The organism is Streptomyces sp. NBC_01335 (assembly GCF_035953295.1).
Taxonomy (GTDB): domain Bacteria; phylum Actinomycetota; class Actinomycetes; order Streptomycetales; family Streptomycetaceae; genus Streptomyces.
Genome location: NZ_CP108370.1, coordinates 3,476,455 through 3,491,548, shown reverse-complemented (window position 1 = coordinate 3,491,548; position 15,094 = coordinate 3,476,455). Strand labels below are relative to the sequence as shown.

The 15,094-nt window shown below is 73.1% G+C and carries 13 protein-coding genes; 7 read left to right on the top strand and 6 right to left on the bottom strand.

Annotated elements, in window-relative coordinates; genetic code table 11:
• Nucleotides 1–74: 74 nt before the first annotated feature.
• A complete protein-coding gene (locus tag OG599_RS15055; RefSeq protein ID WP_327176491.1) occupies nt 75–1,610 on the top strand; it encodes a hypothetical protein in 1,536 nt (511 codons plus the stop codon).
• 210 nt (nt 1,611–1,820) lie between these two features.
• A complete protein-coding gene (locus tag OG599_RS15050; RefSeq protein ID WP_327176490.1) occupies nt 1,821–2,246 on the top strand; it encodes a RidA family protein in 426 nt (141 codons plus the stop codon).
• 13 nt (nt 2,247–2,259) lie between these two features.
• Here OG599_RS15050 and OG599_RS15045 read toward each other — a convergent pair whose 3' ends face one another.
• The 4 genes from OG599_RS15045 to OG599_RS15030 form a co-directional block, all read right to left on the bottom strand.
• Nucleotides 2,260–3,492 (bottom strand): cysteine desulfurase-like protein, encoded by a 1,233-nt coding sequence (locus tag OG599_RS15045; protein ID WP_327176489.1) that lies wholly within the window; start codon nt 3,490–3,492, stop codon nt 2,260–2,262.
• Nucleotides 3,493–3,672: 180 nt separating this feature from the next.
• A complete protein-coding gene (locus OG599_RS15040) occupies nt 3,673–4,332 on the bottom strand; it encodes an HAD family hydrolase (protein ID WP_327176488.1) in 660 nt (219 codons plus the stop codon).
• A gap of 157 nt (nt 4,333–4,489) precedes the next feature.
• A complete protein-coding gene (locus OG599_RS15035; RefSeq protein ID WP_327176487.1) occupies nt 4,490–5,899 on the bottom strand; it encodes an NAD(P)/FAD-dependent oxidoreductase in 1,410 nt (469 codons plus the stop codon).
• A gap of 65 nt (nt 5,900–5,964) precedes the next feature.
• A complete protein-coding gene (locus tag OG599_RS15030; RefSeq protein ID WP_327176486.1) occupies nt 5,965–6,639 on the bottom strand; it encodes a rhomboid-like protein in 675 nt (224 codons plus the stop codon).
• A 74-nt stretch (nt 6,640–6,713) separates the two neighbouring features.
• Between OG599_RS15030 and OG599_RS15025 the strand changes: the two genes are divergently transcribed.
• The 3 genes from OG599_RS15025 to OG599_RS15015 all read left to right on the top strand — a co-directional run bounded on the left by OG599_RS15025 (nt 6,714) and on the right by OG599_RS15015 (nt 11,857).
• Nucleotides 6,714–7,589, top strand: a complete 876-nt coding sequence (locus tag OG599_RS15025) for an aminoglycoside phosphotransferase family protein (protein WP_442809678.1) — start codon at nt 6,714–6,716, stop codon at nt 7,587–7,589.
• Between the two features lie 260 nt (nt 7,590–7,849).
• Nucleotides 7,850–11,146: a TIM-barrel domain-containing protein gene (locus tag OG599_RS15020; RefSeq protein ID WP_327176484.1), complete on the top strand. Its 3,297-nt coding sequence runs from the start codon at nt 7,850–7,852 to the stop codon at nt 11,144–11,146.
• 225 nt (nt 11,147–11,371) lie between these two features.
• Nucleotides 11,372–11,857 (top strand): GNAT family N-acetyltransferase, encoded by a 486-nt coding sequence (locus tag OG599_RS15015; protein WP_327176483.1) that lies wholly within the window; start codon nt 11,372–11,374, stop codon nt 11,855–11,857.
• A gap of 315 nt (nt 11,858–12,172) precedes the next feature.
• Here OG599_RS15015 and OG599_RS15010 read toward each other — a convergent pair whose 3' ends face one another.
• On the bottom strand, nt 12,173–12,817 hold the full coding sequence (locus tag OG599_RS15010) for a dihydrofolate reductase family protein (protein WP_327176482.1): 645 nt from the start codon (nt 12,815–12,817) through the stop codon (nt 12,173–12,175).
• A gap of 158 nt (nt 12,818–12,975) precedes the next feature.
• Here OG599_RS15010 and OG599_RS15005 point away from each other — a divergent pair, with 158 nt between their 5' ends.
• Both OG599_RS15005 and OG599_RS15000 read left to right on the top strand, forming a co-directional pair.
• Entirely contained in the window at nt 12,976–13,590 is a 615-nt protein-coding gene (locus OG599_RS15005) for a class I SAM-dependent methyltransferase (protein WP_327176481.1), read from the top strand.
• Between the two features lie 206 nt (nt 13,591–13,796).
• Nucleotides 13,797–14,444 (top strand): pentapeptide repeat-containing protein, encoded by a 648-nt coding sequence (locus tag OG599_RS15000; RefSeq protein ID WP_327180047.1) that lies wholly within the window; start codon nt 13,797–13,799, stop codon nt 14,442–14,444.
• A 42-nt stretch (nt 14,445–14,486) separates the two neighbouring features.
• Here OG599_RS15000 and OG599_RS14995 read toward each other — a convergent pair whose 3' ends face one another.
• Nucleotides 14,487–14,984 carry a hypothetical protein gene (locus OG599_RS14995; RefSeq protein ID WP_327176480.1) on the bottom strand — a complete coding sequence of 166 codons (498 nt, stop codon included), beginning with the start codon at nt 14,982–14,984 and terminating at the stop codon, nt 14,487–14,489.
• Between the last annotated feature and the right edge of the window lie 110 nt (nt 14,985–15,094).

Here is a 15,094-nt window from a genome sequence, read left to right as displayed (position 1 = left end):
CCGCCGCACGACCTTCCGCCCCACCCAACCACCCAGCCGTCCCATGCGTCACGAATCACCGTAGAGGAATCCCCATGAAGTCCCACGACGCCAGCACCACGGAGAACGCCGGCACGACGGACCCGGCGGCGTCGGCCGTGGAGCCGGCTGCCGAGACGGGCGAGGTGGCCGGCATCCTGTCCGGAGGCCAGGAGAGCGAACAGGCATCGGCCGAGGGCCCCGAACCGGCCCAGGCGAGCGCCGTGATCGGCACCCCCACCATCGGTGCCGAACCTTCGACCACCACCGGCCTGAGAGCGGCTGTGGATGCTGTGGACCCGAAGGTCGCCACGACATCGACCTCGTCCACTTCCGTCGCGGAAGCCGGACCCGAGCCCGTCTCCGCCCCCGCCTCCGCCCCCGGTGAAGCGGGTACGGAAGCGGCCCCGGCCGCCGAAGCATCCCCGGCCACTGAAGCCGCCCCGGCCACCGAAGCCGCGTCGGGCGCGAGCGGTGGAGGAGACGGCGCTGCGGCCACCACGGCAGCTGGCGCCACGGCGGCGTCCGGGTCGGGCGACGGTTCCACGCCGCCTTCCGGCGAGGCCGAGTCGGACGACTCCCGGCGCCTGTCCCGCCCCATGGTGGCCGCGGCGGCGCTGGCCGGTCTGCTGCTGGTGGCGTCGCCGTTCGTCATCCAGGCCCTGACCCGGCACTCGGACGGTGACTCCTCCACCACGGCAAGCGCCGCCGCCTACGAGGGGCGGACGGGCGAGGAGGGGTTCGTACCGGGGGTCCAGGCGACTCCGGAGGCGAAGGGCAAGAAGGGCCCGGGCGAAGGCAAGTCCACGGCCCCGGGCGGGAAGGGCGGCTCGGACACGGCGTCCGGAGTGGATTCCGTGACGTCCGGCGCCGACAACGCCCCGGGACCGGACGGGACGACGAAGACCGGGGCCGAAGGCGGAAGGACCACGGGCGGGGGCACCTCCGTGAAGGGCTCCGAACCGTCGTCGGCGACCTCCGCGCCGGGCTCGTCCACGCCGAACTCTGCGGCCACCCAATCGACTTCGGGGTCCGCAACCTCGAACTCCACGTCCGGACCGGGAGCGAAACCGGCCGTGCAGGCGGCCCCGGCCACCTACAGCGCGATCGGCGGCCCGCACTGCTCCAACGGCAGCTACTTCGAGATGGGTGCGTCCTCCAGCGGTGACGACGCGTGGACGACGCACCCGGGCGGCTACAGCTCCGGCTGCACCGGCGTGTTCCGCTCCCTCCCGCTCTCCGGCAACGGCAACGACGCGGGCAACAGCGCGTACTGGCAGTTCCGTACCGGCAAGGTCACCAAGGGCTCCTGCACGGTCCTCGTGCACATACCGAGCGACACCAACAGGAAGCACGTCGGCGGTACTTCGGCGTTCTACACCCTGCACAACGGCACGTCCGGCAGTGGCTCCAGCCAGCTCACCGGGTACACGATCAACCAGCCGAGCCACCTGGGCCAGTGGGTGCAGCTCCCCAAGGTGAAGATCACCGGCGGGGTCCTGACCCTGAAGCTCCACGACCGCGGTACGGAGTCCACCTCGGACGCCCACGTCGCGGCGGACGCGGCGAAGGCCAGCTGCACGGCTACGTGATCCCGGGACACCCCGGTCCCGTACCCCCGCCGCCCCCTCGTCCTGGTCCGCCGTCGATCGCCGTCAGGGCCGGACGGCGGAAAGGTCGACCACGTGCGCCACGGGGGTGTGGGCGTCCTTCGCCACCCCGCCGCCCCTTCCGGTTCCTGCCGAAGCGGGCGGCGCAGCGCCGGTGCGACGGAGCGTCAGGCTCCGGGGCAGGATTACGGTATGAACAACACGAACACGCACCTCACGCACATCGCAGCCCCCGAAGGGGTCCTGCCCGCCGCGGGCTACACGCACGTCGTCACCGGCACCGGGCAGTGGGTCGCGATCTCCGGCCAGGTCGCCCTGGACGAGGCGGGGGAGGTCGTCGGCCCCGGGGACGCCGCCGCGCAGGCGCGGCAGGTCTTCGAGAACCTGAACCGCTGCCTCGCGGCGGCCGGGGGGACGTTCGCGGACGTCGTCAAGCTGACCTACTTCGTCACCGACGTCGCGCACCTGCCCGCCGTCCGCGCCGTGCGCGACCTCTACGTCGACGTGGAGCGTCGGCCCGCCAGCTCGGCGGTCCAGGTGGTCGCCCTGTACCGGCCCGAACTGGTCATGGAGGTCGAGGCGTTCGCGGTGATCCCGAGCGACCGGGTGCAGCGGTAGGAGCTCCGCCCGCTCAGTCCTCCCGGACGGGTGTGGCGGCGAGGTAGTCGGCGAGGGCGTCGAGCAGCAGCTCGACGTCCTCTTCGCTGCTGTACGGGGCCAGGCCGACGCGCAGCCCGCCCGCGTCGCCGAGGCCGAGGTGGCGGGAGGCCTCCAGGGCGTAGAAGGAGCTCGCGGGGGCGTCGACGCCGCGGGCGGCCAGGTGGCGCGAGGCGTCGGCGGCGGAGCGGCCCGGGAAGGTGAGGAGCAGGGTCGGGGTGCGCAGGACGGCGCGGGAGTGCACGGTGACGCCGTCGAGCGCGGCGAGCCCGGTCTCGACGCGTTCCCGCAGGGCGTCCTCGTGGGCCTCGATCGCCTCGAACGCGGCGACCAGGCGTTCCCGCCGGCCGGCCGGCACCCCTTCGGCGGCCGGAGCCAGGCCGGCGAGGAAGTCCACGGACGCACGCGCAGCGGTCAGCAACTCGTAAGGCAGCGTGCCCAGTTCGAAGCGCTCGGGGACGGCGTCGGTGGACGGCAGCAGCTTGTCGGGGTGCAGGGTCTCCAGCAGTTCGGGCCGGCTCGCCAGTACGCCGAGGTGCGGGCCGAGGAACTTGTACGCCGAGCAGGTCAGGAAGTCCGCGCCGAGCGCCGCGAGTTCGATCGAGGCGTGCGCGGCGAGGTGTACGGCGTCCACGTGGAACAGGGCGCCGACGCGGTGCACGAGGCCGGCGATCGCGGGCAGGTCGGGGCGGGTGCCGATGAGGTTGGAGGCGCCGGTGACGGCGACCAGCCGGGTTCGTTCCCCGAGCGCATCCCGCACGTGGTCGAGGGTCAACTCGCCTGTTTCCGGGTCGAATTCGATCCAGCGGACGGTCGCTCCCGCCGACTCGGCGGCCTGTATCCACGGGCGGATGTTGGAGTCGTGGTCGAGGCGGCTGACCACCACCTCGTCGCCGGGGCCCCACCCCTTGGCGAGGGTCCGCGCGAGGTCGTAGGTGAGCTGGGTGGAGCTGCGCCCGAAGACGATGCCGCGCGGGTCGGCCCCGAGCAGGTCCGCGAGCGCGGAGCGGGCACCGGCGACGATGGCCTCGGCGTTGCGCTCGCCCTCGTTCTGGACGCCCCGCACGGCGAGGGGGTGGGCCAGGGCGTGGACGATCGCGTCGATCACCGGCTGCGGGGTCTGGGTGCCGCCGGGGGCGTCGAAGCGCGCCGAACCGGACTTCAGGGCGGGGATCTGCGCGCGGACCGCGTGGACGTCGTAGGACATGCGTGCTCCGGAGAGGTGGGCGGCGGACCCGCAGGGCCCGGAGGCGGCGTACGGGTGCTGCCCCGGACACCGATAGTGCCTGGTGGGAGCGGGGACCGCGCGCCCGGGGGCGGTACGGGTCCGTGGGCGGTGCGGGTACGGGTACGAGTACGGGGTACGGAATCGGCCGGGGGGAGGGCGTCAGCCGGCGGCCAGCAGCCCCGGCAGGGCGCGCATGTCGTCGAAGACGACGGTGCCGGGGCCTTCGAGGCGGGCCGCCGGGGTGAGGCCGCCGCTGTAGCCGAAGGCCCGCATCCCGGCGGCGCGGGCGGCGGCGATCCCGTACGCGCTGTCCTCGATCACCGCGCACCGCGCCGGGTCCGCGCCCAGGGTGCTGGCGGCGTGCAGGAAGAGGTCGGGGGCGGGCTTGCCCCGGGCGACGTCGGCGGCGCTGAAGACGCGGCCCTCGAAGTGGTGGCTCAGCGCGGTCGTGGCCAGGTTGCGGCGGATGGAGCGGTGGGAGCCGTTGGAGGCGAGGCAGTACGGGACGGTGAGCGCGGCCAGCACCTCGGGGATGCCGTCGACGGGGGTCAGCTCGGCGAGCGCGGCGCGGTAGAGGTGGGAGTACGGCGCGTCCCAGTCGTCTGCCAGCGGCCTGCCGATACGTTCCTCCACCGCAGCCCGCAGCACTTCCACGGAGGAGCCCACGAACCGTTCGACGATCTCGGCCTCGGTGAACGGCGCCCCCAGTTCCGCCATGACGAACGCGTCCACCTTGACGTAGATGCGCTCGCTGTCCACCAGGACGCCGTCGCAGTCGAAGATCACCAGGTCGAAGGGGTGCGCGGGGTTCGCCGTCATGGCCGCAGCGTAGGCGCGCCGGCCCGAGCGGCGGAAGCCGCGCGGCACCCGGAGGCCGCGCGACGCCCGGAGACCATGCGGCGGAGGACCGGCCCCCGCGCGCCCGATTCCCCGTCGCGCCCCCGCCACACCTCCCGCCCCGCCCCCGCGCGCCCCCTCAGCGCCTCCCCGCGATCCGGTCCGCCACCCGGGCCAGCGGGTCCGAGTCGGCGCGCGAGGAGGCGGCCTCCCGGCGGTCGGCGGCGCGCTGGGCGGCGTATGCGCCGTGGGCGGCGAGCCAGCGCAACGGCTCGGGCTCCCAGCGGCGGACCCGGTGGTTCACCCACGGCAGCGCGGTCAGCCCGGTCGGGCCCGCCTGGCCGGAGTCCTGCTGGATCAGGTCGCGCAGGGTGCGGGCGGCGAGGTTGGCGGTGGCGAGGCCGGAGCCGACGTAACCGCCCGCCCAGCCGAGGCCGGTGGAGCGGTCCAGGACGACCGTCGCGCTCCAGTCGCGCGCCACGCCGACCACGCCGGACCAGGCGTGGGCGATGTCCGCGCCCGCCGTGGTGGGGAAGAGCCGGACGAGGCGTGTGCGCAGCGCCTCGACGGTCGCGGGCCCGGTGCGCCCGTCGTCGTCGGTCCGCGAACCGAAGCGGTACGGAACACCCCGCCCGCCGAGCGCGATCCGGTCGTCGGCGGTGCGCTGGGCGTACGCCCCGGTGTGCGACAGGTCGCCGAGGGCCTCGCGGCCCTCCCAGCCCAGCGTGGACCAGAGGGCGGCCGGCAGCGGCTCGGTGACGATCATCGAGGAGTTCACCGGCAGCCAGGTGCGCCGGTGCCCCTTGATGCTCGCGGTGAACCCCTCGGTGCAGCGCAGCACGTAGGGGGCGCGGACCGTGCCGTACGGGGTGACGGCGTGCTTGGGGCGGATCTCGGTGACCGGCGTCGACTCGTGGACGGTGACGCCCAGCGCCTCGACGGCCGCCGCGAGCCCGGTGACCAGCTTCACCGGGTGGAGGCGGGCACCGTGCGGGGTCCAGGTGGAGCCGACCGCGCCGTTGACCCTGATCCGTTCGGCGGTCTCGCGGGCGCCGTACAGCACCCGGTCCCGCTCGCCGAACGCGATCTCCACGGAGTGGTGGTCCTTGAGCCGGGCGAGCTGTGCGGGCGTGTACGCCACGTCGAGGGCACCGCCCGCGTGGACGTCGGCGTCGATGTTCTCCTCGGCGGAGACCCGGACGACCTCACCGACCGTGTCGTTCATGGCGCGTTGGAGTCGTACCGCCGCGTCGTGGCCGTGCAGCCGCGCGTAGCGGTCGCGGCCCGCGACGGTGCCGGAGAGCAGCCCGCCGTTGCGGCCGGAGGCGCCGTGACCGCAGAACCTGGCTTCCAGCACGGTGATGTCGAGGAAGGGGACGGCCTTCTTCAGGTAGTACGCCGTCCAGAGCCCGGTGAAGCCGCCGCCGACGATGCACACGTCGGCGTGGGTGTCGCCGGGCAGGGGCTCGCGGGGCGCGGGGATGCCCGCCCGCGCGAACCAGAACGATATGCCGCCGTCGGCGGCTCCGGCGGTTCTGCCGCTGCTCATGTCGCCTCTGCTGTCCGGGTCGTCGGGGGACAGCACTCACGGAAAGTGCCGCTCGATGCGGGAGGTTACTGTGCCGCGGGCCGTTCCGTCGCGCGGGGGCGGCGCGCACCGGCCGTACCGCGCCCCCGGGTCAGCGGGTAGCAGGCCAGTCCGGCGAGGGCCGCCGCGAACCGGCCGAGGTCGGTCACGTCCGGCCCGGCGCCCAGCGGGACCCCGCAGAAGACGAGGACGGCGAAGGCGTACGCGTACCGCCACACGCGCGGCAGCCGGTAGGTGAGCACCGCCGCGATCCCCGCGAGCCCCTGATCGGTGGCGTACACCAGGGAGTTGGTCGCGGAGAGCGGCGCGTGCCCGTGCCGTGCCGCCCAGAGCAGCACGGCCTCCGCGAGCAGCCCGGCGGGCACGTACGCCACGGCCACCGCGGCACACCACCGCAGGGTTCCGAGCCACCGTTCGGCGGGGGCGTGGAAGAGGGTGAAGAGCACCGCGCAGAGCACCCAGTGCCCGCCCTCCGGCAGCCACAGCAGACCGGCGAGGAACACCCGGGACGGGCGGTCCGCGAGCGTGTGCGGATCGGCGGGCGCGGGCAGCCGGACGAACTCCTCGGCCGCGGGCAGCAGCGGACCCAGCAGGTGGGAGGTGACGAGGAGGACCGTCAACCAGACGTACGTACCCGGGGATCGGGCCATCCAGCGGCCGATCGCGGCGGCGACGGCGGCTGCCGGGCGGTTTCGCTCCATGGTCCCGATTGACGCACGGTCCTACGATCGGTGGCGTGATCGACATCCCGGAAGAGCTGATCGCCACCCAGACCATGTTCCACGGCGCGGCCGGCAGGGCCTTCACCGACGCCCTGCCGGAGCTGGCCGCCCGCTACCTCCGGGAGTGGGGGCTGCGCGTCGACGGGCAGCCGATGTACGGGATGTGCGCGCTGGTCCTGCCGGTGGTCCGGTCCGTCGACGACTGCCCCGCGGCGCTGAAACTCCAGCTGATGGACGAGGAGTCGGCGGGCGAGGCGCTCGCGCTGCGGGCGTGGGGCGAGGCGGGGGCCGGGACGGTCGCGCTGCTCGCCCACGACCCGGAGACCGGCGCGATGCTGCTGGAGCGCCTGGACGAGAACCGCCCCCTGTCGGCGGTCCCCGACGCCCGGGAAGCGGTGGGCGTCCTCGGGGAGGTGCTGGCCCGGCTGGTGGCGGTCCCCGCGCCGCAAGGGCTGCGCACGCTGGCGGACATGGCGGCACGGATGCTGACGGAGGTGCCCCGCGTGGTGGCCGTGCTCGCCGACGACGAGGAGCGGCGGCTGGTCGCGGACTGCGCGGCGGCGCTGCGCGAGGTGGCCGGCGAACCGGGCGACCGGCTGCTCCACTGGGACCTGCACTACGACAACGTCCTGGCCGGCCGCCCCGGCACGGAGCGCGAGCACGAGTGGGTCGCGCTGGACCCGAAGCCCCTGGCGGGCGATCCCGGCTTCGAGCTCTTCCCCGCCCTCGACAACCGCTTCGGACCCGAAGAGATCCTCTGGCGCTTCGACGCCCTCAGCGAGGCGCTCGGCCCCGGTTACGACCGGGAGCGGGCACGTGCCTGGACCCTGGGCCGGGTCCTCCAGAACGTCCTCTGGCACAGCAGGCCGGGCACGCACACCCTCGCCCCGGACCACGCCGAGATCGCCCGGCGGCTGCTGGGCCGGTGACAGCCGGTCACCGTACGGCCAACTGGCATCCACGCACGGGTGGGTTGCCTGCGTCCCCTCCACTCCGGCATCCAACTTCCCTCACACGGTGCAGCGTTATGGACACGGCGCGAGACGGCGTGTTCTCCTGCATGCCGAGTGGTCGATTTTGCAACGTGGGAAAAATGGTCGGCGCGGCGGGGACGTGCCGTGGACCGGCTGACAGAAGAACGGAGTTGCGTGTGAAAGCCGCATCGAAGAGCCGTGGCAGAAGTCCGCGTGTGCGCCGGAGAGTGGGTGCCGTCGCCGCCCTGGCCGTGGCCGCCTCGACGACCCTGACCGCCGGCGCGGGAACCGCCACCGCCGGCGGGAGTCACGGCGCCCGGATACCGACCGTCACCTCCGGGGGTGCCCGCTTCGAGATCCTCTCGCCGACCCTGGTCCGTACCGAGTACGCGGGCGACGGCAAGTTCACCGACGACCCGACGTTCAACGCGATCGGGCGGGACGGATTCACGCCGACCGCCTACACCGCGCGGACGAAGGACGGCTGGCTGACCGTCCGGACGAGCGCGATGACCCTGCGCTACCGGGTCGGCTCCGGGGCCTTCGACGCCGAGAACTTCTCCCTCCAGCTCGACGCGGGCAAGCAGCCCGTGACCGCCGCCCCCTGGCAACGGCTCGTCTGCGAGCTCGGCGCGCTCTGCGAGGCGGAGGGCCTCCGGCTCGAAGGTCTCGGCACGGCGTCCGACCACACCGGCCACACCGGAGCAGCCTTTGCCGCGGGCTTCGAGGCGACCGGCAGTTCGGTCTCCACTGACATCGATGTCACAGCCGACGGTGCCTACCGGTTCGCTCTGCGTTACGCCAATGCCCAGGGCGGCGACGGCAAGACGGAGACCCGCACCCTCTCGCTCTCCGTCGACGGCGGCACCCCGCAGAAGGTCGAGCTGCCCGCCACCGCGAACTGGAACACCTGGGCCGAGGCCACCGCACAGCTGAAGCTGACCAAGGGGCAGCACACGGTCGCGCTGACCCGGACCGCCTCGGACTCCGGCTCGGTGAACCTCGACAGCGTCGCCCTGCTCCCGGCCGACGACGACTCGTACCCCTCCGCCGACACCACCGCGATCAAGAGCTGTCTCTACGGCACGAGTTGCGAGGCGGAGTCCGCCCGGCCGGCCGGTACGGCCACCGGCGCCCTGGACCACCAGGGGTACGCGGGCAACGGCTTCGTCGCCGAACTCAACCAGGGGTCCAGCCTCACCACCCACCTGGTCGGCGTCCCCGCCGACGGCGTCTACACGCTCCGGGTGCGATACGCCAACGGCCAGGGCGGCGACGGCCTCCACCAGACGCGCACCGCCTCCGTGACGAGCACCGGGGCGTCGGCGGGTTCCCCCGCCTCGACCACGGCCAAGGGGGCCGTGCCGTCGACCGCGACCCTCCAACTCCCCGCCACCAAGGACTGGGACGACTGGCAGACCGCCTCCGTCCCCGTCACCCTCAAGGCGGGCGCCGACGACCTCACCCTCGGCTGCCCCGACGGCGGCAGCTGCCACATCAACGCCGACACCCTCTCGGTGGCCTCCGCCACTTCGGCCGCACCGCAGCCGCACCTCGCCCTCGGCGGCTACCGCCGCGGCCTGGACGGCGTGAACGGCGACAACCCGGCCCCCGTCACCACCACGCCGGGCCTGCTCAGCCAGGACGGCTGGTACCTCCTCGACGACTCCCCGTCGGCCCTGTACGACCTCACGTCGAAGAAGGTCCGCCCCCGCCCCGCGCACGGCGGCGCCCCCTACCAGGACGGCTACGTCTTCGGGTACGGCCACGACTACAAGCAGGGCCTCGCGGACCTCGCCACCCTGACCGGGCCGCCCGCCCTGCTGCCCACCTGGGCCTACGGGGTCTGGTACTCGGAGTACTTCGACCGTACGGCCGCCGACTACCAGGACACGATCCTGCCGGCGTTCCGCGCGGAGGGCGTGCCGCTCGACGTCCTGGTGACCGACACCGACTTCAAGGCCGGTGACACCTGGCGCGGTTGGGAGATCGACGAGAACAAGTTCCCCGACGCCGAGGGCTTCTTCAACTGGTCGGACACCCAGGGACTGCACAACACGCTCAACACGCACCCGAGCATCCAGGGTTCCGACCCCCAGTTCGCCCAGGCGCAGGCCACCGCCAAGGGCAAGCTCGCCAAGGGCGCCTGCGGAAGCGACTGCTACACCTTCGACTTCGGCGACGCGGACCAGCTCAAGGCCTACATGGACCTGCACCGGACCATGGACGAGCAGGGCGTCGACTTCTGGTGGCTCGACTGGTGCTGCGACTCCTCGCAGTCCTCGCTGCGGGGCGTGACCCCCGACGCGTGGATCAACCAGAGTTACGCCGACGACTCCGCCCCGGCCATCGGCCGCGGCTTCGTCATGTCCCGCGCCTACGGCTCGCTCCAGGCCGGCGGGTACAGCGGCCAGCAGGCCCTGCCGACCGGGCCGTGGGCGGACAAGCGCACCACCCTCCACTTCACCGGTGACACCCTCTCCACCTGGGGCACGCTGCGTTTCGAGGTCGGCTACACCCCGGGCGAGTCCGCGGCGACCGGCATGGCCTCCATCACCCACGACATCGGCGGACACGTCGACACGACGGGTCTCGCCGGTTCGGAGAAGGGCACCAACAAGCTCCCCGACGACCTGTACGCCCGCTGGGTCCAGCTCGGCACCTTCCAGCCCGTCGACCGCCTGCACAGCAACCACAGCGACCGGCTGCCCTGGCAGTACGGCCCGGCGGCCCGCACGTCGGCCGACGCGTTCCTCAACCTCCGCGAGAACCTGGTGCCTTACACCTACACCCTCGCCGAGGAAGCGAACCGCACCGGCGTACCGATCGTGCGCCCGACCTACCTGGAGTACCCGGAGGAGCCGGCGGCCTACGCGGCGGCCGACAGCGAGTACTTCTACGGCTCCGACGTCCTGGTCGCCCCCGTGACCACGCCCGGCGAGTCCACCACCACCTCGGTGTGGTTCCCGGCGGGCAGCCAGTGGACCGACTGGTTCACCGGCAAGACCTACCAGGGCGGCACCACGCAGGACGTGGCCACCACCCTCGACACGATGCCCGTCTTCATCAAGTCCGGCGGCATCATGCCCACCCGCACCGAGAACGTCACCGACAACGACCGCAACCCCCTGACCGACGTCACCCTCTCCATCGCCTCCGGCGCCAACGGCTCGTACAAGCTGTACGAGGACGACGGCACCACCGCGACGACGAAGGCCCGGAGCGCCACGACGACCGTCACCTACAAGGAGAAGGCTTCGGGGAAGGGCTCCGGGAAGAGCTCGCTCAGGACCGTGTCGATCGGCGCGGCCAAGGGCTCCTACCAGGGCCAGGTCAAGAACCGCCGCTGGACCCTCTCCCTCCTGGGCACCACCCACGCCCCCACCGAAGTGACCGCCCACGGAAAGCGCCTCTCCCGCGACGCCTACCACTGGGACAGCGCCACGGGCACCCTCACGGTCAGCCTTCCGGCGCGGTCCGTGCGCGCCGGGGTGGAGGTGACCGTGCGGTAGCGCTGCCGGCAGCGGTTGCGCGACGGCCGGCTCGCGGCAGTCGGAGGCACCGGCGGCCCCGCGCGCACCGGGTGACGAACGCGTCGGCGTTCGGTCATCGCGGAGCGGCGGGGCCGCTGGGGTGCCGGGGGCGGCGAGGGTGTGCTCCCCGCGAACGCGGGACAGCCCCGCCCTCGCCGCCCCCGGCCATCAGGCGCGCCTGCCCGCCCCGTCTACGCTGCCCCCATGATTCGCACCGCCACCGCAGCAGACGTCCCCGCCGTCCACGCCATGATCCGTGAGCTGGCCGACTACGAGAAGGCGCTCGACGAGGCGCAGGCCACCGAGGAGCAGCTGCACGAGGCCCTCTTCGGCGAACGGCCCGCCGCCTACGCCCACATCGCGGTCTCCGACGAGGACGGCGAGACGGTCGGCTTCGCGCTCTGGTTCCTCAACTTCTCCACCTGGCGCGGTGTCCACGGCATCTACCTCGAAGACCTCTACGTACGCCCCGAGCGCCGGGGCGGCGGCCACGGCAAGGCCCTGCTGACCGAGCTCGCCCGGACCTGCGTGGACCGGGGCTACGGCCGCCTGGAGTGGTCGGTGCTCAACTGGAACACCCCGTCCATCGGCTTCTACGAGTCCCTGGGCGCCCGCCCGCAGGACGAGTGGACCGTGTACCGGCTGACGGACGAGGCGCTGGCCGAGCTGGGGTCGTCGGAGACGGTCTAGGCCGTGTCTGACCATTCCCGCCGGGCGGTCGGCGCCCGGCACGGCACCTCGCGGCGTTGTCGGACCGCCCGAGTACATCCCGTACTCGGGCGGTCCTCCGCCTTGCGACGCACCGCACCGGACACCGCCCGCTGATCCGACGCGAATGGTCAGACACACCCTAGGACGACGGTGGGGGCTCGACCCGGGACGCGGGTTGTTGCTCCGCCCAACCTGGGACAGCGACGGGCCCCGTCCACGCCGGCGCCTCAGAACCCGCCCTGGGCGTGCCGAGCACCGCGCCCAGGGCGTGGAGCGTCCCCGTCCCCCGCCCCGCTACTTCCTCCAGAACAGGTGGTGGGTCACCCCGCTCGGGCTCGGGACCACGTCCAGGTGGAAGCGGTCGCGGAGATCGTCGGGAGAGTCCCAGAGCTTGATCCCGGAGCCGAGCTTCACCGGGGAGACCGCGACGTGCAGGGTGTCCACGAGGTCGGCGTCGAGGAACTCGCGGATGGTGGTGGCCCCGCCACCGAGGCGGACGTCCTTGCCGCGGGCGGCTTCGCGGGCCTGGGCGAGAGCCGTGGCCGGGTCGGCGTCGATGAAGTGGAACGTGGTGTCGGAGAGCTCGATCGAGGGGCGCACGTGGTGGGTGAGGACGAACACCGGTGTGTGGAACGGGGGTTCGCCGCCCCACCAGCCCTGCCACTCGTGGTCCGTCCAGGGGCCGCGCTGCGGGCCGAACTTGTTGCGGCCCATGATCTCGGCACCGATGTTGTGGGAGAAGTCGCGCGTGAAGTAGTCGTCCAGGCCCCGGCTGCCCTTGCCGTCGGTGCGATTGGGCCAGCCCGCGGTGGCCCCGGCCCACGCCATGAGGCGTTGGGGATCCACATGGCCGAAGGGCTGCTCCAGGGTCTGTTCCTCGCCGGCGGCGATACCGTCGCTCGACACGGTGAAGTTCTGCACGCGCAGAAGCTGGGTCATCTGTTGCTCCTCGAACGGGGGCGCTCACAGTAGGGGGACTCGGCCGGCCGGTCGAACTCATCGGTCCATTCGGGCCATGCGGGTCGACCAGGTCGTTCGGGCCCGGTGGTACCCGGCTACCGCGGATCCCGAGAAGACCAAGGAAAGGGAGCGGGCGCGTGACGGGGGCCAACAGCAGGTCGAGCACCGCAGGTTACGCCGATGCGGCCGAGGCGCTGGTGGAGCAGTACGAGAGCGTCACCTTCGCCGAAGTGCACCGCGAGGCGCTGGAGCTCTTCCCCGAACGGCCCAGCGCGGTGCTCGACATCGGGGCGGGGAGCGGACGGGACGCCGCCGCGCCGGCGGCGCTGGGGCATGCGGTGGTCGCCGTGGAGCCGACGGCTGAACTCCGGGAGCGGGGGCGGGTGATCCATGCGGCGCGGCCGGTCGAGTGGCTGGACGACGAACTGCCGGAGCTGCGGGCGGTACGGGCGCTGGGGCGGCGGTTCGACCTGGTGCTGCTGACCGCCGTCTGGATGCACTTGGACGCCGGGGAGCGGGCGGCGGGGATGGAGACGCTGGGCCGGGTGACGGCCCCGGGCGGTCTGGTGGTCCTGACCCTGCGGCACGGGCCCGTTCCGGCAGGCCGGCGGATGTTCGACGTGTCCGTGGACGAGACCGTCGGGCTCGCCAGGGGGCAGGGGCTGAGCGCGGTCCACGTCGGCGGGCGCGCGGACCTGCACGGCCGCTCCGGCGTGCGCTGGTCCACGGTGGGCCTGCGCCGCGCGGACTGACAGGGCAGAGCGCAGAGCGCAGAAGGCAGAGGGCACAGGGCGGAAGGCAGAGGGCAGGGAAGCGAGGGGGGCTCCGGGCTGTCGGTCCCGTACGCCACGATGGGCCCATGGCGGCGAGCGCGGGCAGGAACAGCAACAGCAGGAACAGCAACACCAGGAACAGCAGCCGGGGCGGCACCGGCAAGGGAGCCGGCGGGCGCAAGGAGATCGCGGCGGCGCGGCGGCCGGAGGTGCGGTTGCCGCCCCTCGCCCCGTACGAGGACGTCGAGCTGGAGGCGGACGGCGACTACGACGGGCTGCGGTTCTCCTCCGTGGACCTCGCCGACCAGTCGGGGCGCGGCGCCCGGTTCATGGACTGCGCGCTGGACGGCTGCGCGCTGGACCGTACGGAGCTGGTGCGGGCCCGGTTCCTCGACTCGGTGCTGACCGGCGTACGGGGCGTGGCCACCGAGCTCGCCGAGGCGTCGCTGCGGGACGTGGAGATCGTGGACGCGCGCCTCGGTGGGGTGCAGATGCACGGGGCGGTGCTGGAACGGGTGCTGGTGCGCGGCGGGAAGATCGACTACCTGAACCTGCGCGGGGCCCGGCTCACCGACGTCGTCTTCGAGGGGTGCGTGCTCTCCGAGCCGGACTTCGCGGACGCCCGGCTGGTACGGGTCGAGTTCCGCGACTGCGTGCTGCGGCGGGCCGACTTCAGCAACGTCACGATGGACTCGGTGGACCTGCGGCCCGCCGCCGAGCTGGACATCGCGCGGGGTGTGGAGCGGCTGGCGGGCGCGGTGATCAGCCCGGTGCAGCTGATGGACCTGGCCCCGGCGTTCGCGGCGCAGATCGGGGTCCGGGTGGAGCCGTGATCCTGCCGGAGGCGTGATGGTGCCGGAGGCGTGGGCCCGTGGTCAGAGGCGGGGGAAGCGGGCCTGGAGGTCCCAGATCACCGGGTTGTCGGCGAGCCCCTCGTGCATGTCGGAGAGGTCGGCGATCAGGTCCTGGAGGAAGTCGCGGGCCTCGCGGCGCAGCAGGGAGTGGCCGAAAGTGAGCGGAGGTTCGTCGGCGTGCATCCAGTCGGCCTCGACGTTCACCCAGCCGAACCGGCGTGCGAAGAGCATGCGATCGCTGGACTCGGTGAAGTCCAGCTCGGCGTACTGCTCCTTGTGCGAGCGGTTGCCGCGCGGGTCCTGGTCGAGCTGCTCGACGATGTCGCAGAGCGCCCACGCGAAGTCGAGCACCGGCACCCATCCCCAGGCTGTGGATACCTCGCGGTCCGCCTTGGTGTCCGCGAGGTACACGTCCCCGGAGAACAGGTCGTGCCGCAGCGCGTGGACGTCCGCGCGGCGGTAGTCGGTCTGCGGGGGGTCGGGGAAGCGACGAGAGAGGGAGTAGCCGATGTCGAGCACGGTTCGATGGTGTCATGCCGGGAGCGGGCGGCGGCACGGCCGGACGACAGACCCCGGGTGACCTGCGGCACCACCGCCCCGGGGCCGGTTTCCTCGGACCGGATGCCCCC